This is a genomic window from Gallaecimonas pentaromativorans (genome assembly GCF_003751625.1).
Classification (GTDB): domain Bacteria; phylum Pseudomonadota; class Gammaproteobacteria; order Enterobacterales; family Gallaecimonadaceae; genus Gallaecimonas; species Gallaecimonas pentaromativorans.
On sequence record NZ_RJUL01000002.1, the window covers coordinates 157926 to 179486 of the forward strand.

Sequence of the window (21561 nt, forward strand, 5' to 3'; positions counted from 1 at the left end):
CCCCGCCCAAAGTGCGAGACAATAGCCCCGCTGACAAAGAGGAGCTGTTATGTCCATTGACGATGCCATCGACTGGGGTTACGAGTTGTTTCTGGCCCAGGCCGCCGACCATCTCAGCGCAGAAGATCTGGTGGATATCACCCTGGAATTTGAAGAACGGGGCGCCGTGGACGCCGTGATTCCCGGTGCCGACTGGGCCAAGGATATCGTGGTGCCCCTGGCCACCGAGAATTTCACCGAAATTCAGGTTGGCCTTTTGGGCGAAAACGACGATTTCGACACCATCCATTGCCGCATCCTGCTCTCCCTCGACGGTAGCCAGCCCCCTCGTTATCTGTGGAAGTCATGAAGTTTCAAAGCCCCATCAAGACCCATATCATCACCGGCTTTCTGGGTACCGGTAAAACCACCACCTTGCTGCACCTGCTGGCCCATAAGCCGCAGCAGCAAAAATGGGCGGTGCTGGTAAACGAGTTTGGCGAAGTGGGCATCGACGGCGCCTTGCTGTCACAAAGCGGCGCCGCCATCCGCGAAGTGCCGGGCGGCTGCATCTGCTGCGCCCAGGGCCTGCCGATGCAGGTGGCCCTTAATCAGCTAATTCGCGAGCAAAACCCCGATGTGCTGCTGATTGAGCCCACCGGCCTTGGCCACCCGGCAAGCCTCCTTGAGCAGCTGAGCGCCAGCCAATACCAGGGCGTGTTGGCTCTGGGCGCTACTCTGACCCTGGTTAACCCCCAGGCGCTTTTTAACGAGCGATATCTGAGCCACGACACCTATCGCCAGCAGCTGGCTCTGGCCGACGTGTTGGTTTTTAACAAAACCGATATGCCCGGCTGCCCGGCCAAAGACGCCGTTTTTGCCAAGGCCGATGGGCTGGGGCTCACCGATAACCGCCTCTGGTTAAGCCAGGGCCAGGTGCCCCTTGAGGCCCTCAATGCCCCTACCCGGCCGCTCATCCAAAAGTTTGCCAAGGCCCAGCAGCCCGCCCTTGATACCGTGCTGCCCGCCACCTTGAGCGTGCCCCCTGGCGCGCTTTTTGAGCGCCGGGCCCAGCACCAGGACGGCATGCACAGCCTGGGCTTTTTGTTTGCGCCCGGCTGCCGTTTTGATTTTCGCGAGCTGTGGTTTTTGTTCAGCGCCTGCGACGTGCTGCGCTTAAAAGCGGTGATGATGACCGACAAGGGCATGATGGCCTTTAACGCCGTAGATGGCGCGCTTGCCATTACCGAGCTGGGGGTCGATGGCGACAGCAAGGTCGAGCTGATTGACCACGAAGCCCTGGACGGCGATTTTTTGGAAGCCGGCCTTAAAGCGGCGCTGCTGGCATAAAAAAGCCGGCCACTGGGGCCGGCTCTCAAAGGGCCTGTTAGGCGCCCTGCGTTAAGGCTTTTTTGGCGCGCCGCCTTTCTACCAGGCGGCGAATAACCACGTAGAACACTGGGGTTAGCAGCAGGCCGAAGAAGGTCACCCCAATCATCCCTGCAAACACCGCCACCCCCATGGCCTGGCGCATTTCGGCGCCGGCGCCGGTGGACAGCACCAGCGGCACTACCCCCATGATAAAGGCCATGGACGTCATCAAGATGGGGCGAAGACGCAGCCTACAGGCTTCCAGCACCGCCTCGACGATACCTTTGCCCTGCAGCTCTTCTTGCTCCTTGGCAAACTCGACGATAAGGATGGCGTTTTTACAGGCCAGCCCCACCAGCACGATAAGCCCTATCTGGGTGAAGATGTTGTTGTCACCGCCCTGGATCATTACCCCGACCATGGCGCTTAACAGCGTCATCGGCACAATCAGCACGATGGCCAGCGGCAGCGACCAGCTCTCATAGAGCGCGGCCAGCACCAGCAGCACCAGGATTATCACCAGCGGGAACACCAGGTAGCTGGTATTGCCAGCCAGAATTTGCTGGTAGGTGAGCTCGGTCCACTCGAAGGTCATGCCGTTGGGCAGGTTCTGGTTAAGGATGCGGGTAATGGCGTCCTGGGCCTGGCCGGTACTGAAACCCGGCGCCGGCGCGGCGTTGATCTCCGCAGTTGGGTAGCCGTTGTAGTGCATCACCCGGTCCGGCCCGGAGCTTTGGGTCAGGGTGACAAAACTGCCCAGCGGCACCATGTCGCCGTCGCGGTTACGCACCTTAAACAGGCGAATTTGCTCGGGATCTTGACGGAACTCGGGGCCAGCCTGGGCGTTCACCTGGAAGGTGCGGCCAAAGCGGTTGAAGTCGTTCACGTACAAGGAACCGAGGTACACCTGCAAGGTGTCGAAAATCGACGGCAGTGATACCCCTTGCATCATCGCTTTCTCGCGGTTCACGTCCACATCCAGCTGCGGCACGCTCACCTGGAAGCTCGAGAAGACGCCGGTCAGTTGTGGGTCTTGCCAGGCTTTTTGAATAACGTTTTGAGTCTGCTTGTAAAGCTCCTCAAAGCCGAGGCTGCCGCGGTCTTCCACCTGCAGGCGGAAGCCGCCAATGGTACCCAGGCCCATCACCGGCGGCGGCGGGAAGATAGCGGTGTAGGCTTCCTGCACGCTGGCAAACTGGGCGTTAAGGTCGGCGGCAATGGCGCCCGCTGACAAATCAGGCGTGGTGCGCTCATCAAAGGGCTTGAGGGTCACAAACAGCACGCCGCTGTTGGAGCTGTTGGTAAAGCCATTGATGGACAGCCCCGGGAAGGCCACGGCGTGCTCGACACCGGGGTGCTTGAGGGCAATCTCGCTCATCTTGCGAATAACGGCTTCGGTGCGGTCCAAAGTGGCAGCATCGGGGAGCTGCGCAAAGGACACCAGGTATTGCTTGTCCTGGCTTGGCACAAAGCCGCTGGGCACCTTGTTGAAGCTAAAGCCGGTCAGGGCCAGGAGGCCCGCGTACAGCACCAGGGTAATGGCCGAGCCGCGGATGATTTTACGCACCCCGAACACGTAGCCATCTGAGGCGCGGTTGAAAAAGCGATTAAACGGCTTGAACAACCAGCCACCCAGCAGCTTATCAAGGATGCGGGTCAGGCGGTCTTTGGGCGCGTCATGGCCTTTGAGCAAAATGGCTGCCAGGGCCGGGCTCAGGGTCAGGGAGTTGAACGCCGAGATAAAGGTGGAGATGGCGATGGTCAGCGCAAACTGGCGGTAGAACTGGCCAGTCAGCCCGGAGATGAAGGCGGTAGGCACAAACACCGCCGCCAGCACCAAGGCGGTGGCAATGATGGGGCCTGTGACTTCGCGCATGGCCTGGGTGGTGGCCTCGAAGGGGGTCTTGCCCAGGGCAATGTTCCGCTCGACGTTCTCCACCACTACTATGGCGTCGTCCACCACGATACCGATGGCCAGCACCATGCCAAAAAGGCTCAGGGCGTTAAGGGAGAAGCCAAACAGGTACATCACCGCGAAGGTACCCACCAGGGATACCGGCACCGCCACCAGCGGAATGATGGAGGCGCGCCAGGTTTGCAGGAACAATACCACCACCAGCACCACCAGCACGATGGCTTCCAACAGGGTATGGGCTACCGCTTCGATGGAGCCGCGCACAAAGACGGTGGGGTCGTAGACGATGGAGTAATCCACGCCTTCGGGGAATTTCTTCTTCAGCTCGGCCATCTTGGCCCGCACGGCGTCGGAGATGGCAATGGCATTGGAGCCGGGGCGCTGGAAGATGGGAATGGCCACCGCTTGTTTGTTGTCCAGCAAGGAGCGCAGCGCGTAGTTGTCGGCGCCAAGGGCAACCCGGCCGATATCGCGGATGCGGGTGACTTCGCCGTTTTTACCCACATGCACCACGATGTTGGCAAATTCCTGCTCGTCGGCCAGGCGGCCTTTGACGTTGATCAGCAGCTGGAAATCGGAATGGTTGGCATCGGGCGGCGCGCCAAGGGAGCCTGCCGCCACCTGGGTGTTTTGGGCGCGGATGGCGTCTACCACGTCAGACGCGGTGAGGTTACGGGCCGCCAGTTTGTCTGGGTCCAGCCAAACCCGCATGGCGTACTCGCCAGCGCCAAACATCCGCACCTGCCCTACCCCGTCCAGGCGCGCCAGCTCGTCTTTGACGTTCAGCAGCGCATAGTTGGACAGGTACAGCATGTCGTAGCGGTTATTGGGGGAGGTCAGGTGCACCACCATGGTCAGATCGGGCGAGGATTTCTCCGACACCACCCCAAGGCGCTGCACTTCTTCGGGCAGGCGCGGCAGGGCCTGGGCCACCCGGTTTTGCACTTCCACCTGGGCATCGTTGAGATCGGTACCCAAGGCAAAGGTGACGGTCAGGGTCATGCGGCCATCGGAGGTAGACTGCGAAGACATATACAGCATGCCTTCAACACCGTTAATGGCCTGCTCCAGTGGCGTGGCCACGGTTTCCCCTATCACCTTGGGGTTGGCGCCGGGGTAATTGGCGGTCACCACCACGGTGGGGGGCACCACTTCCGGGTATTCGCTGATCGGCAGCTTGAACACCGCCAGCAAGCCGGCGATGAGCAAAATGAGCGATAGCACGGCCGCAAAGATTGGCCGCTTGATAAAAAACTGGGAGAAATTCACTTAACCCTTCCTCAACGTGCAGCCAGGGTGTTGGCTTGCGCTGTGCCAGATGGCACCTTGGGCGCCTTGGTGGCAGCCAGCAGTTGCAGTTCGCTGTCGGTGGCCATGGGTACCACATCGGGGCTGATGGTGGCGCCGGGGCGCACCCTTTGCAGACCGTTAACCACGATGGTGTCGGTGGCTTTAAGGCCGTCACGGACGATGCGCAGGCCACCTTCCAGCCGTGGTCCCAGGGTCACGGTGCGGTAATTGAGCTGGTGCTTGTCGTCCATCACCAACACGAACTTCTTGCCAAGGTCAGTGCCGATGGCGGTGTCTTTTATCAAGAGCGCCGGGTAGGTGTTGCTGGCCACCCACTTGATGCGGGCAAACATGCCGGGGGTCAGGCGGCCGTCGTCATTGTTAAACACCGCCCGCACCCGGATAGTGCCGGTATCGGGGTTGACCTGGTTATCCAGAAAGTCGATATGGCCGGTAAAGGGGAAGCCCTGTTGCCCGGCCAGCCCCATCAGCACCACCTGGTTCGGGTCGCGGGCGCCTTGGCGCAGGCCTTGGCGAGCCAGATCGTTGTATTGGATAAAGCGCTGCTCGTCGGCATCGAAGTAGGCATAAATCGCCTTGGTGGACACCACTGAGGTGAGCAGGCTGGAGCCGGCGTTCACCAGGTTGCCAGCGGTGATATAGGCGCGAGACACCCGGCCTGATACCGGCGCCCGCACCTCGGTGTACTCGAGGTTGAGGCGAGCGGCATCAAGGGCCGCGGCGGTGGCGTTAACCGTGGCTTCGGCGGCCAGCGCCGTGGTTTCCCGGGCGTCGGCCTGCTCGGTGCTCATGGCGTTGCCTTTGAGGCGCTTGGCGCGCTGGGCTTCCATGCGAGCCTGATGCGCTTTGGCGGTGGCGCTTTGCAGCTCCGCTTCCAGGCGTTTAACCTCGGCCGCAAAAGGGCGAGGGTCGATTTGGAACAGCAGATCGCCTTTTTGCACCAGGCTACCTTCGGTGAAGGCAACCTTGTCGATGTAGCCTGAAACCCGCGGGCGAATTTCAACCTGCTCAGGAGATTGCAGGCGGCCGGTGAACTGGTCCCATTCGTTGATGGGGACCTTGACCACCTTGGCCACCGAGACAACGGGGGCCTGGGCCTGGGCGGCACTGTGCTCGGCTTTGGGCGAGCAGCCCGTCAGCACCAGCAGGCCCAGAACAGCCAGTCGAGAACGAATAGACATGAGTGGCTCCGAGAAACGTGATTGACGTCACGTATTCTCAGGGCGCAAAATCATATCGTCTAATTTATATATTGAATAGCTAACATTGATTATGGTGATGATATGAAACAGTTGGATCTAAACCTGCTGGTGATCTTCGATGCCATCATGCGCGAAGGCTCCGTATCCCGGGCCGCCAGTGTGCTGGCCATGACCCAGCCGGCGGTGTCCAATGCCATATCGAGGATGCGGGTCAGCTTTGGCGACCCGGTATTCGTCAAAGAAGGCCGCGGCGTGGTGGCTACGCCTTTTGCCCAGTCCCTGTGGCAACAGACCCGCAAACACCTGCAATCACTTAAAGATGCGGTGGACCCTCAGCCCTTCGATCCGGTCAGTACCCGCCAGGAGTTTCGCATCGGGGTCTCGGATCTGACCGTCGACATTTACTGGAGCAAGCTGCGCCAGAAAATAGAGCAAGGGGCGGCCGGGGTTGATGTACTGGCGGTGCCTTTCACCTTGGCCACCATGGAGAACATGCTGCTCAACGCTGAAGTGGACTTTGTGATAAGTCAGGCGTCGCCCACCATGGCGCCGCAGCTGCGCCACATGCACCTGTTTGACTCCTATTACGCCTGCACCATGGGCAACCACCATCCGCTGGCCCACAAGCCGCTACTGTTGGAAGACTTCATCAAGGCCGACCACCTGATGGTATCCCTGTCTGGTGACCGCCAGGGCATTGTCGATTGCATGCTGAGCGATCTTGGCCTTGAGCGGCGAGTGGCCATGACCACCAATCACTTCTCGGTGGTGCCCAAGCTGCTGCGTGAGAACAACCTTATTGCCACCCTGCCCTTTGGCGCCATTTTTGAGTACACCAGCTGTGGCGAGCTGTGGGTAACCAAGCCTCCCATCGACATTCCCATCAAGCCGGTATCCCTTATCTGGCATGAGCGCAATGAACGCAACCCGGCGCACCGCTGGCTGCGCGAGGCCATTGCCGACATTACCCAAAAGCTCAAAGACGAAAACCCGCTACCTAAGTGCCTTCTGGCTGGCTAATGCCAAAGGGCCGTATTACCATGCCGTGGCCCAATAAAGGAGTGTGCACATGCTTTACGTGGTGATGCTTGGGGGACGGCACCCCAAGGCCAAGATCGAAGTACACGATGTGGTTTTTGCCGTTGCGGATTCTTTTGAAGACAGTTTTGAGCAGTTAAAAAGCCAGTGGTTTGGCGACCGCCAAGGGCTGCATATCGACTCCTGGATGGCGGTAGACGGGGTCGAGCAATATCAGGTTACCTTGGCCGACAGCGCACCCGGCCCCGATGACCCCCGCCTCTTTTTCATCAACCTTGGCGGTTACCTTGAAGGCGGCTTTGGTGAAGTACACGACTACCTGTTGGTGGTGGCGGGCGATAAGGCCGAGGCCAAACAAAAAGGTAAGGCAATGATGGACAGCCGCTGGGACAAACCCCACACCGACGCCCTTTTAGACGTGGACGACTGTATTCCCATCGATTGCGTGCAGGGCCGCTATATCAGCCTGGAGCCCGGGCCGCACAACGGCGTGATAGCCCAAAGCGATTACATCATTCTTTAAAAAGGCCCCAAGGGGCCTTTTTTGTCAGCCGAAAAAGGCCACCGTCTGGCGCGATGACGCCACCAGCTTGCCACTTTTATCGCGAAGCCTTGCACTGATGATGCCGTAGCCGTCTTCAGCCATTACCACCTCGGCCAGATAATGCCACCAGTCGTCGCCGCAAAAAGCCGGCAGCGGCTCAACAAAATCAATGGTCCAGGCAAGGAGGCTGGCTGGCGCCGGGGCGTTAAGCATCGGCAGCACCGCCGGTGGCCAGGCATCAAGCAGCGCCAGAATATGGCCGATGGACACCGGCTCAGGCGCGTTTTTAAAGCGCACCCAGCCGCCCAGCTCCCGGCTGCGGCTACCGGCAAAAGGCAGGGCGCCGGTGGCAATGCACAGGTCAAAATGCGCTGCGAACTCGGGGCCAGGCTCGATAAAAGCCGGCATCGGCTGGCACTGCACCGGCTCGGTAAAATGCCGGGGCTCCGGGGGTGCAATGGACACTGCTGAAGGCCTGGCCTGGCCAAAACTCGCCAAGACCGACAACACACAATCGCCATGCTGGCAAAGCTCGCCTTGCACCTGAGTCACATAACGCCCGGCTCTAAGCTCCTCGGCATGCACCTCAACCCGCCCCGGTGTCGCCGGTGCCACGAAAGCAAAATGAAGGGAACGTACCGGCAAGTCAGGCTCCACTTTGGCCTTTATATGCTCAAAGAGCATGGCCGCCGTTAACCCGCCAAACACCGCCCGGCCACGCAGCCAGCCTGTGGGAATAGTCTGCACCGCTGCCAAAGCGCGCCAAGGGCTCAGTAATTGCGAAAACGCCGCCATAAAATGCACCTAATACAACTAAGACCCAGCCAGCCTACTCCCGGCTGCAAGGGCGAACGTTGATCTGCATCGGTTTCATGGCGGCCTTGGCATCAAGGCCAACAGCAGGCATGCTGTGGCCAGCTAAAAAGGAGAGACTCAGATGTCCAAGAAGGTTTATTGCATTGCCAGCTTCGAACCCAAGGCCGGCAAAGAAAAGGCACTGTTTAGAGTGCTGCAGGCCCTTGAGGCCGACACCCTGCGCGAAGACGGCTGCCTGCAATACAAGGTCACCCGCCACATCCCCAGCCCTTTTGCCGGTGGCCAAAGTTTTCCGCTGGTGTTCAACGAAATTTGGGCGGACATGGCAAGCTTTGAAGCCCACTGCCAGCGCAGCGCCATCAGCGCCTTTTTCGAAGCCCACTGCGTTGCCCCCGACGGGCTGGTGGCCAAGCACAATGTCTGTATCTATACCGACCAGCCGGAAGATTTCGACGCCCCGGTATTTAACTAAAAGCCCAAGACAGGACCAACACTGCACAAGGAATCCATTATGAGTGCATTACTGCCGCTACTTTTCAGCATCAACATCTATGCCGATGTTGCCGTCAGCTACCCTCAAACCGCTAACCCCGCGTGGGTGCATGACACCACAAAAATGGTGCCCTATCCCCTGGAGATGGCCAAAAGCCAGATAACGGGCTGCGCGGTTTATCAAGTCGATATCGACCAGGACGGCAATACCACCGCCGTTCGCCTGGTAAGCGCCGCACCGAAAGCCGCCGCCTTTGCCGCGGCTACCAAGGCGCTAAAAACCTGGCATTGGCAACCCAGTTCGGCGGCCAGCCAAGCCGGTTCGCAATGGGTGAGAATGGATTTTTGTCTTAGTCAGACAGGCAACGACGCTGTGAAAAAGCAATGCGCTATCCAGTCGCAGATCAGTTGCCAGGCAAAGGGATAGACCATTAAAAAACGCCGCAGAAGCGGCGTTTTTATCAGGCGGCGTAGGCGTTTTTTCGCTGGTAGTAAAAGGCCACCATCTTGTCCATCTCGGCTTGGTCGTAGGGGACCAGCCCCGACAGCACCATCACCTTCTCGCCGCTGCCCACCACCTGGCCGTTCTCCACAAAGTCAAACCGCAGATGGGCGGTGCCGCGCTTGCCTTCTACATCGAGGTTGGCGCCGGAGAACACAATCTCTGGCGCGCCCAAAGCCACGGTTTTGAGGTCGATGGCCATGCTCTGGTACATCACCAGGGGCCGGGCGGGGTTGACCATCACCGCCTTTTCTTTCATCAGCGGCAGCAAGATGGGCGGGAAGTTCTGGCCGGAGAAACGCACATAACCTTTGACCAAGTGCTCAATCAGCGCCAGATCTGGGTTGTTGTCGCCGCTGTAGGCCAAGTCGAGGTATTCCTTGCCGGCGCCGTCAAGAATACGGGCGTGGCTGTCTTGGTCGGCCAAGTGTAGGGAAATGTCGCCGCCCACCATGCCGGAGAAGGTGCAGCGCATTTTCTGGCGAAGGCCGATGCGGCTAAGCAGCATTGCGAACAACAGATCGCCCGGCACACAAAAACGCTTGGCGTCTTCGTCGTGAATAGGGTTGAAATCGGCCGCTACACCCTTGGCAAAACGGCTGGCCTGGGCCCGGCTGAAGGCAAAACCCTCGGGGGTGATCTGGTGATAATCATTCAAAAACATAGGCTTGGAAAAAGACCTCTTTTTTAACTGGCGCCAGTCTACTCCTTAATTCTGGCAGATATGGTCTAGCCAGATAAATGATCAGACCACTGATACTGTGTTGAAACAAACTTATACCGATGGCTAGTTTACATTCTGAACAGATGGCGACATCATTGCTCATAAGCGTGGATAGGACCATGCTAAAGCCTAAGCATATTATTGTTTTACTTAGGTTTGTGTTTTCGCAAATCGGAAATAGAGTTTATGTCAAATCAAGTGAAAGGTACCGTAAAGTGGTTCAATGACGAGAAGGGTTTCGGGTTCATTGAGCAAGAAGGCGGTAAAGACGTATTCGTACACTTCAGTGCCATCAACGGTAACGGTCGCCGTTCCCTGTCAGAGGGCCAGCAAGTGACCATGGTAGTAACCCAGGGTCAAAAAGGCCCACAAGCGGAAAACGTGACCCCGGTTTGAGGGCCTGCCTGACGCTTGTTTTACCGGCGCCTTTATGGCGCCGGCATTGTTTTAGGCCCCATCTGGCCTGACCCGCAAAAAGCGAGCAAAGCGCGGTTTGCCGTTTTTGGTAAAGCCGTGATGGCTAAAGGTAACCCGCGCTCCTACTGGCGGCGGCTGCGCGCGTTGCGCATCAGTAAAGCCGGTGCCCAGGCGAAAGCGTTGGCCGTTATCCAGCTCCAGCAGCAACGACCCCATCATGCCTTGGTATTTGCCCTGCCCCGGCAATATCGCCACCACTGTGCCTTCCATGTCGTCGGCTTTTTTCAACTTTAACAAGTCATCGCTGCGGCCATGTTGGTAAAGGGCATCCATACGGTGCAGCATCAGCCCTTCGCCGCCTCCCGCCACCACCTGTTCTAGCCATGCCATCAGCGCATCTTCGCTGGCAAGCTGGCGCTGGGGTATCACTTGCAACCAGGGCTTGGCCGTGGCCTTAACCAGCGACGTCATGGCCGCAAGCCGCTCCACAAAGCGCCCTTGGGCATCTGGCATGTCAAACAGCATGTAATGGACTTGGCGCCAGGCGGCATCATCCGGTTCGCGGTCCAAGACCACGGCCGCCACCTCGCTAAAGGCGCCGCGCCTTATCCAAAGCTCACCGTCCAGGGCCGTGGGAGGAAGCGCTTCGGTAAACCAGTGAGGGGCTTGTATCGGGTTGCCGGTTTTAGTGAGCAGCCTTTGGCCGGTCCAGCGGCCGCGCACCCCGTCGAGCTTTTCGCTGACAAGGTATTGGCTGACATCAATGCCTCCTTCATAGCGATTGGCCAGCAGCGGCGGCAGCTTGGCAAAACAAGGCGGGATAAAAAGGCACAGGGCCAAGAGCAGGGTCTTCATCTGATCAGTCCTTTGAAGCAGAGTAAGACCTTAACTAAAGCCCATTACAGCCCCCGTTGCCATTCGGCGCGAAGCGGCACAAGGCCAGCCCGGGCTTTGTCGATTTGCGACAAGAGCGCGGCCTTGTCTTTACCCAGGGTGCCTTTTAACACCAGGTAGTTGGAGGCATGGTCGGAGCGAAACACGGTGCACTCTAACGCCAGCTCGCCAATAAGCCAGCCCTGCTCGTCAATCAAATGGGGCACTTCGAGGGGGGTAAAGCGCCCATCAAAACCTGCCACTACCCGCGCCATCCCCAGGGGAAAGGACACCACCAGGGTGGAGAGAAACTCGGGCTGGGTGGCATTCATCAGCCGGGCCGAATGAATGGCGTGCTGGTGGGAGCGCTCGACGCCGCCCATGCCGTTTAAGATCATCACCGAGCGCTTGATACCGGCCTCACCAAGCTTTAACAGCGCCGCTTGGGAGCTTTCAAAGGTTTCGCCTTTGTTGATGCCGGCCAGCACCTCGTCGTCACCGCTTTCGCAGCCCACATACACCAGGGTCAGCCCCAGTTCGGCCAGGGTACGAAGCTCGGCTACGGATTTATTCTTGACGTTGCGCGGCAGGCAATAACTGCTGATGCGCCGCACGCTGGGCAGGTACTGGCGGATAAGCTCGCAAATCTCCACCAGCCGCCGGGTGGGCAGGGTCATGGCGTCGCCGTCGGCCAAAAAGACCTTCTGCACCGAGACGCCGGTGGCCGCCACCGCTTTTAACTCTTCGGCGATGTCTTCCCGTTTTTTAGCGCGAAACTTCTTCTGCGGCGCCGTGTACATGTCGCAAAAGGTGCACTGGTTGTAACTGCAGCCGTTGGTGACCTGCAAAATAAGGGACTGCCACTCCGAAGGTGGCCGGAACAGGGGCTGGATATAGGGCAGGTTGAACATTGTCTGCTTAACTGGTCTTATGAGTTGAGCTAACTTCGCATAATCAGCCGCAGGAGGCCAGATGCTGGACTTGTTACCCGACCTTTGCGATGCCCATGGCGACCAGTTGCACTGGCTAGAAGCGCCGTTGCAAGACTGGGGTGGCAAGGCCCTTTTCTTCGGCCAGGTGGTGACGGTGAAATGCTTTGAGGACAATTCCCGGGTCAAGGAGCTGCTGGCAACCCCTGGCCAGGGCAAGGTGCTGGTGGTCGATGGCGGCGGCTCCACGCGCCAGGCACTGATGGGGGATTTGATTGCCAAAAGCGCCGTGGATAACGGCTGGGCCGGGGTGGTTATCTTCGGCGCCATCCGCGATGCCGGCGAGATTGCCACCCTAGCTCTTGGGGTTAAAGCCCTGGGAGTGACGCCCTTTAAAACCGAGCGCAAGGGCCATGGGGAAACCGGCATCGCCCTTCGCTTAGGGGGCGTTAACATCCGCCCCGGCATGTGGCTTTATGCCGATAAAAATGGCGTGGTGTTAAGCGACAACCCCATCCACTGAGCGGCGTTTTTTCAGCTCGCGGCTGTAGCGAAACGCCATCACCCACAACCAAGCCGCGCCCAGGGGAATGGTCCAAAAGGCCGTTGCCAAGGGCGCAAAGTTGGCCCAGAGGCCAGTCCCGAAGGACGCCAGCTGCACGCCGATGGACGAGCCAATCACGCAAAGGCCCGACAGCACCGGCCCCTTGTCGCTGTCGATATCCATGGCGGCCGACAGCATTAGCGGGAACAAACCGCCCAGCCCCAGCCCTACCAGCAGGTTGCCCATAGACATGATCTGCGGGTCGCTGGTGAGCTTGATGGTAAAGGCCCCCACCACCATGATACTGGCCAGGATCACCATCAGCCGGTGGTTACTGAACCAGCGCAGCAGCAGGGCAAACCCCAAGCGGCTTAGCACCATGCCGGCGGTAAAAAAGGCAAACACAAAGCGCGCCTCGTCACCGTCAAAACCGCGGCCGTTCTGGGCGTAGCTGACAAACCAGTTACCGTTGCCAAACTCCACGGCGCCATAGCCAAGCCCGGCCAGGGCCAGGAACAAAAACACCGGCTGTTTGATAACCTCGCCGTAGGAAAGGCTTTGCTTGTGCTGGGCCTCGCCCACCGGCGCCAGCTTTTTACCCTGGCGCGCGGTATACCAGGCGTAAGCGGCCAGGCCCAACAGCCCCAGGGCCAGCACCCGTAGCGGCCAGCGCCAACTGTGCTCCAGCGCATAAAGCCCCGACACATAAAAAGGCGCCGCCAAGGTGCCGAGGCTGAACATAAAATCCATCAGCCCCATCATGGCCGAACGGCGCGCCACGTGCAGCCGAGCGATAAGGGTATGGCCGATGGTGAACAGGCTGGAGCTGACAATGCCCAAGGTGAAGGCCCCGGCCAGCAGCCAGGCCCAGTGGTTAACCATCGACAAAGCCACCAGCAGTGCTACCACCAGCACCGCCAGGGTGGAAAACAGCGACAGAAAATCGAACTTCTGGACGTATTTGCCGCCGATAAAGGCGCCGACAATCATGCCAAGGGAGATCAGGGTAAAAAAGGCGCCGCTCACCACTTCACTCATGGCCAGAGAACGGGCCAAATCGGGCAGCAAGATGCCCCAGAGGATGAACACCATCCCCAGTAAGAAAAATCCAATGAAAATAACGGCGGTAGCGGCACGGCGGTTCATAAAAGCTCCTTCAAGGCGCTGCGCATTGTAAGGCCTATCCCTAGCGACCAAAAGCCGGGCGCCGTGAACAAAATGAACAAAAGCGCAATCGCCGGTCAACCCGCCTTAAGGCCGCTGGCCACCCAGCCAAGACAGGCGCACTGGGTTACAAACCGATAACAGCGTATTAATAGGGCTTACCTGACTTGCCTGCCGATACCATGAAAAAAAGCCTCTGTTGTTTAGTGCTGCTGTTGAGCGGCTGTGCCCAGCACCATGAAAGTGCCGGCCCCAAACCCCTTAGCCCCTTGACCAAAGAGTCTGGTGGCCTGATGCCGCCCAGCCAGCAATATTTGCATTTTACCAAGGCCGAGTTGCACTTTAAGGTCGAGCCCCAGCAGCAAGCCATTGAAGGTGAGGCCAAGCTCACCTTTAGTGCCAAAGCGCCGCTGCAAACCCTGTCTGTGGACTTGGACCCGTCCTTTGCCATCAGCGCCATCACTTTCAATGGCCAGATGCTTGCCGCAAGCGCCTGGCACAATCCCGAGGGGCGGCTTTTTATCACGCTACCCAAGGAAGTGGCCAAAGGCGCCCGCTTTACCCTTGGCATCCATTACGCTGGCAAACCCCACGTGGCCAAACACGCCCCCTGGGACGGCGGCTTTGTCTGGGCTAAAACTGCCGAGGGTGAGCCGTGGATAGCCACGGCGGTGCAAGGTGAAGGCTGCGATCTGTTCTGGCCCTGTATCGACCACCCCATGGGAGAGCCGGATGTGGCGGAGCTTTTCATCACGGTGCCGGCGCCCTTGGTGGCGCCCAGTAACGGCGCCTTCTTGGGGATGGAAGAAAAAGACGGCTGGCGCACCTACCACTGGCAGGTGGCGCACCCCAACACCTACGCCATTGCCCTTAACATCGGCCCTTATGAAAAACTTGAAGCCACCTACCACAGCCGCTTTGGCAACAGCTTTCCCATGGATTACTGGTACCTAAAGGGCCAAAAGGCCCAGGCCGAGCAGCTTTTTGCCGAGTTTCCCCGCCAGTTGGACTTTTTTGAGCAAACCATCGGCCCCTACCCTTTTGGGAACGAGAAAATGGGCGTGGTCCACACCCCGCACAAAGGCATGGAGCACCAAACCATCAATGCCTACGGCAACGGCTATGCCCAGAACATTTATGGTTATGACGATCTGCTGCAACACGAACTGGCCCACGAGTGGTTTGGTAACCAACTGACCAACACCGATTGGGACGACTTTTGGCTCCACGAGGGCTTTGGCACCTATATGCAGCCGCTCTATGCCCAGTACCTGCGCGGCGATATGGCCTATGACGCCAGCCTCTACCGAGTTCGCGGCGCCATTAAAAACAAGCGGCCGCTGGTGTCGGGCCATTCCCAAACCGAAGAAGGGGTGTACGACGAAAAACGCGGCCCCGGCCAGGATATCTACGTCAAAGGCGCCTTTATGCTGCACAGCCTGCGCAGTTACCTGGGGGATAAAGGTTTCTTCACGGCGGTGCGGGAGCTGGTGTACGGCACCAAAGACCCTCGTCCCGGCCACTTTGCCCCGCGCTATGGCACATCCAAGGAATTTATCGCCATCGTCAGCCGCCTGGCAGGAGAGGATATGCAGTGGTTCTTTGACGCCTACCTCTACCAGGCTCCCTTGCCAAAGCTGGTGGCTAACCGGGACGGCAACACCCTGCACCTTAGCTGGCAAGGCACTAAAAGCGCCTTTTTGATGCCGGTGGAGGTGGCCCTGGACGGCAAGGTTTACAAAGTGGCCATGGCCGGGGGCAAGGGGAGCCTCAAGGTCGGCAAGGCTGAGCATATATTGCTGGACCCGCACCAAAAACTGCTGCGCGATGAGCCGCACTTTGCCGCCTTCCAGGCCTGGGAGCAGCTTAAGCGAGAAAAGGCCCGCAACGCCAAAAAGTAAAAACGCGCCCCGAGGGGCGCGTTTTTATCAGGCAGGCATCGGCAGTTTGCCGTCAACCCAAAACATATCAGCGGGAAAGAGGTACAGATCGTTTCCCTCCCCGCCTAAAAAGCTCACCCCATGGGGCCCGACTTCACAAAGCCAGCGGCTTAGGCGCCGCGGCCTGTTGCTCAGCAGCGCCTTGGGGGTAAAGAGCGCCACGTTGACTTCGGCTTCCAGGCAGCGGGCCGAGCGGTACTCAAAGGCTTCGACATCACGCTCGCGAAGGCGGCTACCCAGCTCCTGGCAATATCCGTAATGCACCGGATCGGTAAGCTTCTGCTGCTCCGGCCATTCCTGAAGCTTCTCGCCTTTGTGGGTGCGGTAGTAAAAGGCAAAGAGGCTGTGCTGGGTGCGAAGGTGCACGCCGGGCGGCGGCTCGGCCATGGAATGGTAAAACACCAGCCGGTAGTAGGCGCCTTCGGTGAGGGTAACGTTGATGGTTTTGCCGCCATAAAACAGGCTTGGCTCAAAGGCCCGGCCAAAACGCGAGCCCCACAACAAGGGCGGGTAACGAAAAGGGGTAGCCAGCAGGTAATGCAGGTGTTCGGTGCCGGCTAGGCGGGGCGGTTTGGAGTAATCCAGCAAGTCTTCCAGTAATTGCTGCTCGGCGAGGTTATCGACCAGTTGCGAGGTGGCAACCTGCTCCTGGGATTCGACCAATCGCCATCCCATTCCCTGGATGGCCTGCATCAGATCTTGCCTCGCAAGCCGTCCAGCAGGTTAACCAGTTTAACCAGGCCTTGCACCGTGCCTATCTGCTCTTTGGGCACACCAAGGCTAAGGTGATTGCGGGTGGCCATAAAGTGCTTCATGTCGGCGCCCTGGCCGCCGGTCAGGGCAAAGAGGCTACGGTGCAGGCGAATTAGCAGCAGTGCCAGCTCGCCCTCTTTACTGGCCGGCTCTATGCCGTCACGCAGCCGGGTGCGGTTACGGCCAATGACATTGCCTATCTCTACCTGGGTTAGCCCCAGATCCTTGCCTGCATTAAGCAGTGCCTTGCTGAGCACTGCCTTGGCATCCAGTTGCGCCACTGCTTGCATGAAAGCCTCCACCAACCTTTTGAGACATTATACAAGTAATTGGCGCAAAAGCTACACAGCAAGCACCGCCGGCCTTTGCCGCCAGCACCAAGCCCCCACCACCATGGTTACCAAAGCGATCAGGGTAAAAAGGCCACTGTCGCTGAACCTGTCCATCAGCACCGCTGCCAGTGCCGGCCCGGCCAGGCTGCCAAGGCAATAAGACAGCAGCAACGCCTGGTTCATGGCCACCAGTTGTTCACTGCTGACCTGCTCGCAGGCCCAGGCCATGGCCACCGGATACAAGGTAAAAGCCACCACCCCAAGGCCCACCAACGACAGCGCAAAGCCGTGGCGCGAGCCCATCACCGAGAGCCAAAGGGCGGACAGGGTCATAATGACCATCTGCCCCAACACCACAGGCCGGCGCCCGAAGCGGTCTGCCAGGCGGCCGGTTGGCCATTGGCCCATGATACCGGCCGCCACCAGCACCGCCATCCAGCGCCCCACTTGGGCATCATCAAAATGTTGGCGGGCCAGAAAAACCGGCAGCAGCCCGTAAAGGCAGCCCAGCACCACACCGGCCAGCACGCAGCCCAGCACGCCGCTGCGCGCCGATTTCAGGCGGATCATGGCCAGCAAAGGGCTGCGCTGGCGCACGATTTGGTGGCGGCTGTGGCCGGCCAGGGCCACCGGCACCATGGCCACGCCAATCAGAGCCGCCACCCACACCAGTACCGCCGCCATTTCGGTGTTGGTCACCGTCAGCAGCATTTGCCCCACCACAGTGCCGAGGTAATACACCACCATGTAAGCCGCCAACAGTTGGCTGCGCTGGGTGGCCTCACCCTTGAGCATCAGCCAGGATTCCACCACTACCCAGATACAGGCGCAGGCCACACCGGCCAAAAAGCGCCACCCCAGCCAGCCGGCAAGACTGTGGCTGAGCCAAAGTCCGGACACCGCCAGCACAAAAACCAGGCACACCAGCTGATAAGTCACAGCAAAGCCCAGGCGGTTTATCAGGCGCCCGGCCAACAAGGTGCCCACCAGGTTGCCGACAAAATACAGCGAGGTGACGCTGCCGATACCAGCCGTAGACACCTGCGCCTTGGTCAGCCAAAGAGGCACCAGGGTATTTTGGACCGCAATGGAAATGGTGAGCAGCAGCAGGCCCAACAGCAGCAGCACCACAGGACGGGAGAACATCATTAAACCGAGGGGGGAAGAGAAAGTGGCGCGATTTTGCGCTTCTGTCAGGGCAGGGACAATGCGGTTTGATTATCGTCAGGACAAGAAAAATTAATCATCGACATCGAGGCCGCCACGCACAATAACCGCGTCGCCATGGAGTACCGCTATGCCCCCTATTGCCATCACCGTCGTACTGCTTTGCCTGTCCAATATCTTCATGACTTTTGCCTGGTACGGGCACCTTAAAAGCTTATCAACCAAGCCTTGGATAGTGGCGGCCCTGCTGAGCTGGGGCATTGCCTTATTCGAGTACCTGTTGCAGGTGCCGGCCAACCGCATCGGCTATCAGGTGGCAAGCGCCGCCCAACTGAAAATCATCCAAGAGTGCATCACCCTCTTTATTTTCGTGCCCTTTGCCGTGTTCTACCTCAAAGAGCCGTTTCGCTGGGATTATGTCTGGGCCGGGCTTTGTATCCTGGGCGCAGTGTTTTTTATCTTCCGCCAACAGCTGATGTCATGAAAAAGCCCCTGGCGGGGCTTTCAAAAGTGGCTGACAAAGGCGCTGCTGTCGGGCCTTGGGACCTTGAACTTGGTTGGCACCGGCGTGCCAAGATACAAAAAGCCCAGAATCTCATCCTCGCCCGACACCCCCAGCGCCTCGCGCACCAGCGGCGCCGTGGCATAAGCGCCAGTGCGCCAGATACCGCCAAAACCCTGGGCTACCGCCGCCATCTGCATGGCATGGGCGGCAAGGCCGGCGGTCACCAACTGCTCGAAGGCCGGTACCTTGGGGTGGTCTTGTACCTTGGACACCACCGCCACCACCATGGGCGCGCGCTCCAAAAGGTGCAGGGCCTTATCACGGGCCTTGTCATCCGCCTCGGGGTCGGCGGCCAGTAGCGCCGCAAGGCACACCTCGCCGAGCTTTTGGCGGCCCTCGCCTTCAATCACCACAAAACGATAAGGGTGCAGCATGCCGTGGTCCGGCACCCGAAAGGCCGCTTGAAAGAGGTTTTCCAGGGCTTGCCCCTGAGGCGCCGGCGCCTCCAGCTTGGGCTCGGAAGTGCGGTTAAGTAACAGGTCCAGTGCGTCCATAAAGGCCTCTTGCTGCCGGTAAAAGGCCTAGCCTAACCCAAAGCCTGCGCGCTGACAGCCCCAGCCTTGGCTGACCGGCGCTCAAGGTAGCGGCAAAACCAATGGTCAAGGGAGAGGTAACGGCCGGCGCCAGAGAAAAACAGCGACAGCAGCATGATGAAATAGGTTGCGGCAAACTCGTAGCCGTTATTGAGGATAACCAGGGGCCCGGAGCTGGTCAGCCAATCGTAGTGGCCATGTTCTTGCAGCAGCTCCCGCGCCTTAGCGAGCTTATCTGCCGATGCCAGCACCTGGGCATTGGCAAAAGGGGCGCTGGGATCGGCAATAGCCTGCCAGCCGTTAGGCCAATGTACGGTAACAATGGCCACCGCCATGGTGACCATCAGCGGCACCGACACCCACCGCACGCCCAATCCCACCAGCAACAATACCGCCCCGCCAAGTTCGCTGGCGGTTGCCAAAAAGGCCATTAACCAGGGAAAAGGCAGGCCAAGGCCCCATTCGCTGTTGCCAAACCAGGCAACGGTGTCGTCAAAGCCTTGGAGCTTGTTGATGCCCGCCATCCAAAACACCGGCACCAGATAGAGGCGAAAGGCCAAGGGCGCCAGCCAATCGAAAAGGCGGCTGCGGTTAACAAGCTGTTGCGGTAATAAAAGGCGCTGCATGGGACTCTCCTGTGTTAGTCCCACTTAAGACCTGCCGGCCCTTGCCAATCTTTCGCAAAAAAAACGCCACCCGAAGGTGGCGCTTTTTTATCAGGCTTAGGCGTCTTCGCCACCACCGCCCCAGGTGTCACGCAGACCCACAGTGCGGTTGAAGACTAACGTCTGGCTATTATCACGGCAGAAATAGCCGATACGTTCGAACTGGTAGCCTTTTTGCGGCTCGGCTTCGGCCAAGGACGGCTCCACCAGGCCTTGCACCACGGTTAAAGACTCGGGGTTGATGGTGGCCAGAAAGTCCTCGGCGTTGCCGGGGTTCGGCACGTTGAAGAGGCGATCGTAGAGGCGCACTTCGGCTGGCAGGCCATGGTTTTTGCTGACCCAGTGGATAACACCTTTGACCTTGCGGCCATCCGCCGGATCTTTACCCAAGGTGTCAGGATCGTAGCTGCAGAAGATGGTGGTGATATTACCGGCAGCGTCTTTTTCAACGCGCTCGGCTTTGACCACATAGGCGTTACGCAGCCGCACTTCTTTACCCAGCACCAAGCGCTTGTACTTCTTGTTGGCTTCTTCGCGAAAATCTTCGCCTTCAATCACCAACTCACGGCTAAAAGGCACCTTGCGCGAGCCCATGTCGGGATTGTTGGGATGGTTAGGCGCTTCCAGCCATTCCACTTCGCCTTCGGGGAAGTTCTCAATGACCAGGCGCACTGGGTCCAGCACCGCCATGGCGCGCGGGGCGTTGTCGTTAAGGTCGTCCCGAATACAAGCTTCGAGCATGGCCATCTCGACGGTGTTATCCATCTTGGTCACGCCGATACGCTTACAGAACTCGCGAATGCTGCCCGAGGTATAGCCACGGCGGCGAAGGCCAGCGATGGTGGGCATGCGCGGGTCGTCCCAGCCAGCCACGTGGTGCTCGGTCACCAACTGGTTGAGCTTGCGCTTGGAGGTGACGGTGTACTCGAGGTTCAGGCGCGAAAACTCGTACTGATGGGGCTGCACATCGATGGTGATGTTTTCCAGCACCCAGTCGTACAGGCGGCGGTTGTCCTGGAATTCCAGGGTACAGAGGCTGTGGGTGATGCCTTCGATGGCGTCAGAGATACAGTGGGTAAAGTCGTACATCGGGTAGATGCACCACTTGTCGCCGGTTTGGTGGTGATGGGCAAATTTCACCCGGTAGAGCACCGGGTCGCGCATCACGATAAAGCTTGACGCCATATCGATTTTGGCGCGAAGGCAAGCTTTGCCCTCTTCAAAACCGCCGTCACGCATCTTGTTAAAGAGCGCGAGGTTTTCTTCAACGCTGCGGTCGCGGTAAGGGCTGTTCTTACCCGGCTCTTTAAGGGTGCCGCGGTATTCGCGAATTTGCTCGGGGCTCAGCTCGTCCACATAGGCCAGGCCCTTTTGGATAAGCTCGACGGCATAGCCAAAGAGTTGGTCAAAATAATCGGAGGAATGGCGCACCTCGCCAGACCACTCAAACCCCAGCCAATGCACGTCTTGCTTGATGGAATCGACGTACTCCTGGTCTTCTTTTACCGGGTTGGTGTCGTCGAAACGCAGGTTGCAAAAACCTTTGTAATCCTCGGCCAGCCCGAAGTTCAGGCAGATGGATTTGGCATGACCTATGTGCAGGTAACCGTTAGGTTCAGGTGGAAAGCGGGTATGAACGCTATGATGTTTACCGCTCTGAAGATCCGCATCAATAATTTGGCGGATAAAGTTGCTGGGACGGTTTTCGCCCGCATTGCTCATAGCGAGTCCTCTGATACTTTTTAGGGAGTGAAATTACCCCTATGATCCATGAAACAAGGCAGT

The 21561-nt window shown here is 58.8% G+C and carries 23 protein-coding genes; 10 read left to right on the top strand and 13 right to left on the bottom strand.

The window, feature by feature from the left end; all coding sequences use genetic code 11:
* Nucleotides 1-49: 49 nt before the first annotated feature.
* Together EDC28_RS03555 and EDC28_RS03560 are read left to right on the top strand one after the other, a co-directional pair.
* Entirely contained in the window at nt 50-349 is a 300-nt protein-coding gene (locus EDC28_RS03555) for a DUF440 family protein (protein ID WP_050658579.1), read from the top strand.
* A complete protein-coding gene (locus EDC28_RS03560) occupies nt 346-1329 on the top strand; it encodes a CobW family GTP-binding protein (protein ID WP_123420696.1) in 984 nt (327 codons plus the stop codon). The genes EDC28_RS03555 and EDC28_RS03560 overlap by 4 nt, the downstream gene beginning before the upstream one ends.
* Nucleotides 1330-1366: 37 nt before the next feature.
* Here EDC28_RS03560 and EDC28_RS03565 read toward each other — a convergent pair whose 3' ends face one another.
* Together EDC28_RS03565 and EDC28_RS03570 are read right to left on the bottom strand one after the other, a co-directional pair.
* Nucleotides 1367-4534 carry an efflux RND transporter permease subunit gene (locus EDC28_RS03565; protein ID WP_123420697.1) on the bottom strand — a complete coding sequence of 1056 codons (3168 nt, stop codon included), beginning with the start codon at nt 4532-4534 and terminating at the stop codon, nt 1367-1369.
* 11 nt (nt 4535-4545) lie between these two features.
* The gene (locus EDC28_RS03570; protein WP_123420698.1) at nt 4546-5757 is read right to left on the bottom strand and encodes an efflux RND transporter periplasmic adaptor subunit; all 1212 of its coding nucleotides are present in this window, start codon (nt 5755-5757) and stop codon (nt 4546-4548) included.
* Between the two features lie 102 nt (nt 5758-5859).
* Between EDC28_RS03570 and EDC28_RS03575 the strand changes: the two genes are divergently transcribed.
* Complete coding sequence (locus EDC28_RS03575) at nt 5860-6798, top strand: LysR family transcriptional regulator (protein WP_123420699.1); 939 nt, start codon at nt 5860-5862, stop codon at nt 6796-6798.
* A gap of 49 nt (nt 6799-6847) precedes the next feature.
* Nucleotides 6848-7339: a DUF1543 domain-containing protein gene (locus EDC28_RS03580; RefSeq protein ID WP_123420700.1), complete on the top strand. Its 492-nt coding sequence runs from the start codon at nt 6848-6850 to the stop codon at nt 7337-7339.
* 24 nt (nt 7340-7363) lie between these two features.
* On the opposite strand, the gene EDC28_RS03585 is transcribed toward EDC28_RS03580, so the two are convergent.
* Nucleotides 7364-8155, bottom strand: coding sequence for an acyl-CoA thioesterase (locus EDC28_RS03585; RefSeq protein ID WP_050658585.1), 792 nt, complete (start codon nt 8153-8155; stop codon nt 7364-7366).
* A 142-nt stretch (nt 8156-8297) separates the two neighbouring features.
* Between EDC28_RS03585 and EDC28_RS03590 the strand changes: the two genes are divergently transcribed.
* Nucleotides 8298-8648, top strand: a complete 351-nt coding sequence (locus EDC28_RS03590; protein WP_050658586.1) for a putative quinol monooxygenase — start codon at nt 8298-8300, stop codon at nt 8646-8648.
* Nucleotides 8649-8687: 39 nt separating this feature from the next.
* Nucleotides 8688-9095, top strand: coding sequence for a TonB family protein (locus tag EDC28_RS03595; protein ID WP_123420701.1), 408 nt, complete (start codon nt 8688-8690; stop codon nt 9093-9095).
* A 34-nt stretch (nt 9096-9129) separates the two neighbouring features.
* Here the strand turns inward: EDC28_RS03595 and EDC28_RS03600 are convergent, their stop codons facing one another.
* The gene (locus tag EDC28_RS03600; RefSeq protein WP_050658588.1) at nt 9130-9834 is read right to left on the bottom strand and encodes a DUF3581 family protein; all 705 of its coding nucleotides are present in this window, start codon (nt 9832-9834) and stop codon (nt 9130-9132) included.
* Nucleotides 9835-10080: 246 nt separating this feature from the next.
* Here EDC28_RS03600 and EDC28_RS03605 point away from each other — a divergent pair, with 246 nt between their 5' ends.
* Nucleotides 10081-10290: a cold-shock protein gene (locus EDC28_RS03605; RefSeq protein WP_050658589.1), complete on the top strand. Its 210-nt coding sequence runs from the start codon at nt 10081-10083 to the stop codon at nt 10288-10290.
* A 51-nt stretch (nt 10291-10341) separates the two neighbouring features.
* On the opposite strand, the gene EDC28_RS03610 is transcribed toward EDC28_RS03605, so the two are convergent.
* Nucleotides 10342-11166, bottom strand: coding sequence for a DNA ligase (locus tag EDC28_RS03610; protein WP_123420702.1), 825 nt, complete (start codon nt 11164-11166; stop codon nt 10342-10344).
* A 44-nt stretch (nt 11167-11210) separates the two neighbouring features.
* Nucleotides 11211-12095, bottom strand: coding sequence for a radical SAM protein (locus tag EDC28_RS03615; RefSeq protein WP_123420703.1), 885 nt, complete (start codon nt 12093-12095; stop codon nt 11211-11213).
* A 61-nt stretch (nt 12096-12156) separates the two neighbouring features.
* On the opposite strand from EDC28_RS03615, the gene EDC28_RS03620 reads away from it, so the two are divergent.
* Complete coding sequence (locus EDC28_RS03620) at nt 12157-12636, top strand: putative 4-hydroxy-4-methyl-2-oxoglutarate aldolase (protein WP_123420704.1); 480 nt, start codon at nt 12157-12159, stop codon at nt 12634-12636.
* Here EDC28_RS03620 and EDC28_RS03625 read toward each other — a convergent pair.
* Entirely contained in the window at nt 12613-13902 is a 1290-nt protein-coding gene (locus EDC28_RS03625) for an MFS transporter (protein ID WP_123420705.1), read from the bottom strand. The two genes, EDC28_RS03620 and EDC28_RS03625, sit on opposite strands and share 24 nt — an antisense overlap.
* Before the next feature lie 101 nt (nt 13903-14003).
* Here EDC28_RS03625 and EDC28_RS03630 point away from each other — a divergent pair, with 101 nt between their 5' ends.
* On the top strand, nt 14004-15722 hold the full coding sequence (locus tag EDC28_RS03630; protein ID WP_123420706.1) for a M1 family metallopeptidase: 1719 nt from the start codon (nt 14004-14006) through the stop codon (nt 15720-15722).
* A 27-nt stretch (nt 15723-15749) separates the two neighbouring features.
* Here the strand turns inward: EDC28_RS03630 and EDC28_RS03635 are convergent, their stop codons facing one another.
* The 3 genes from EDC28_RS03635 to EDC28_RS03645 are packed head-to-tail and all read right to left on the bottom strand — an operon-like array spanning nt 15750 to nt 17992.
* Nucleotides 15750-16436, bottom strand: a complete 687-nt coding sequence (locus EDC28_RS03635; protein WP_232338703.1) for an RES family NAD+ phosphorylase — start codon at nt 16434-16436, stop codon at nt 15750-15752.
* A gap of 17 nt (nt 16437-16453) precedes the next feature.
* A complete protein-coding gene (locus tag EDC28_RS03640; protein WP_050658596.1) occupies nt 16454-16804 on the bottom strand; it encodes an antitoxin Xre/MbcA/ParS toxin-binding domain-containing protein in 351 nt (116 codons plus the stop codon).
* Nucleotides 16805-16855: 51 nt separating this feature from the next.
* The gene (locus EDC28_RS03645) at nt 16856-17992 is read right to left on the bottom strand and encodes an MFS transporter (protein ID WP_123420707.1); all 1137 of its coding nucleotides are present in this window, start codon (nt 17990-17992) and stop codon (nt 16856-16858) included.
* A gap of 151 nt (nt 17993-18143) precedes the next feature.
* Between EDC28_RS03645 and EDC28_RS03650 the strand changes: the two genes are divergently transcribed.
* Nucleotides 18144-18497, top strand: a complete 354-nt coding sequence (locus EDC28_RS03650) for a DMT family protein (RefSeq protein WP_050658598.1) — start codon at nt 18144-18146, stop codon at nt 18495-18497.
* A 20-nt stretch (nt 18498-18517) separates the two neighbouring features.
* Here the strand turns inward: EDC28_RS03650 and EDC28_RS03655 are convergent, their stop codons facing one another.
* From EDC28_RS03655 to glnS, 3 genes are all read right to left on the bottom strand, one after another.
* Nucleotides 18518-19072: an NAD(P)H nitroreductase gene (locus EDC28_RS03655; RefSeq protein WP_123420708.1), complete on the bottom strand. Its 555-nt coding sequence runs from the start codon at nt 19070-19072 to the stop codon at nt 18518-18520.
* A 32-nt stretch (nt 19073-19104) separates the two neighbouring features.
* The gene (locus EDC28_RS03660; protein WP_123420709.1) at nt 19105-19737 is read right to left on the bottom strand and encodes an HvfX family Cu-binding RiPP maturation protein; all 633 of its coding nucleotides are present in this window, start codon (nt 19735-19737) and stop codon (nt 19105-19107) included.
* A 96-nt stretch (nt 19738-19833) separates the two neighbouring features.
* The gene (glnS, locus tag EDC28_RS03665; protein ID WP_123420710.1) at nt 19834-21498 is read right to left on the bottom strand and encodes a glutamine--tRNA ligase; all 1665 of its coding nucleotides are present in this window, start codon (nt 21496-21498) and stop codon (nt 19834-19836) included.
* Nucleotides 21499-21561: the final 63 nt, after the last annotated feature.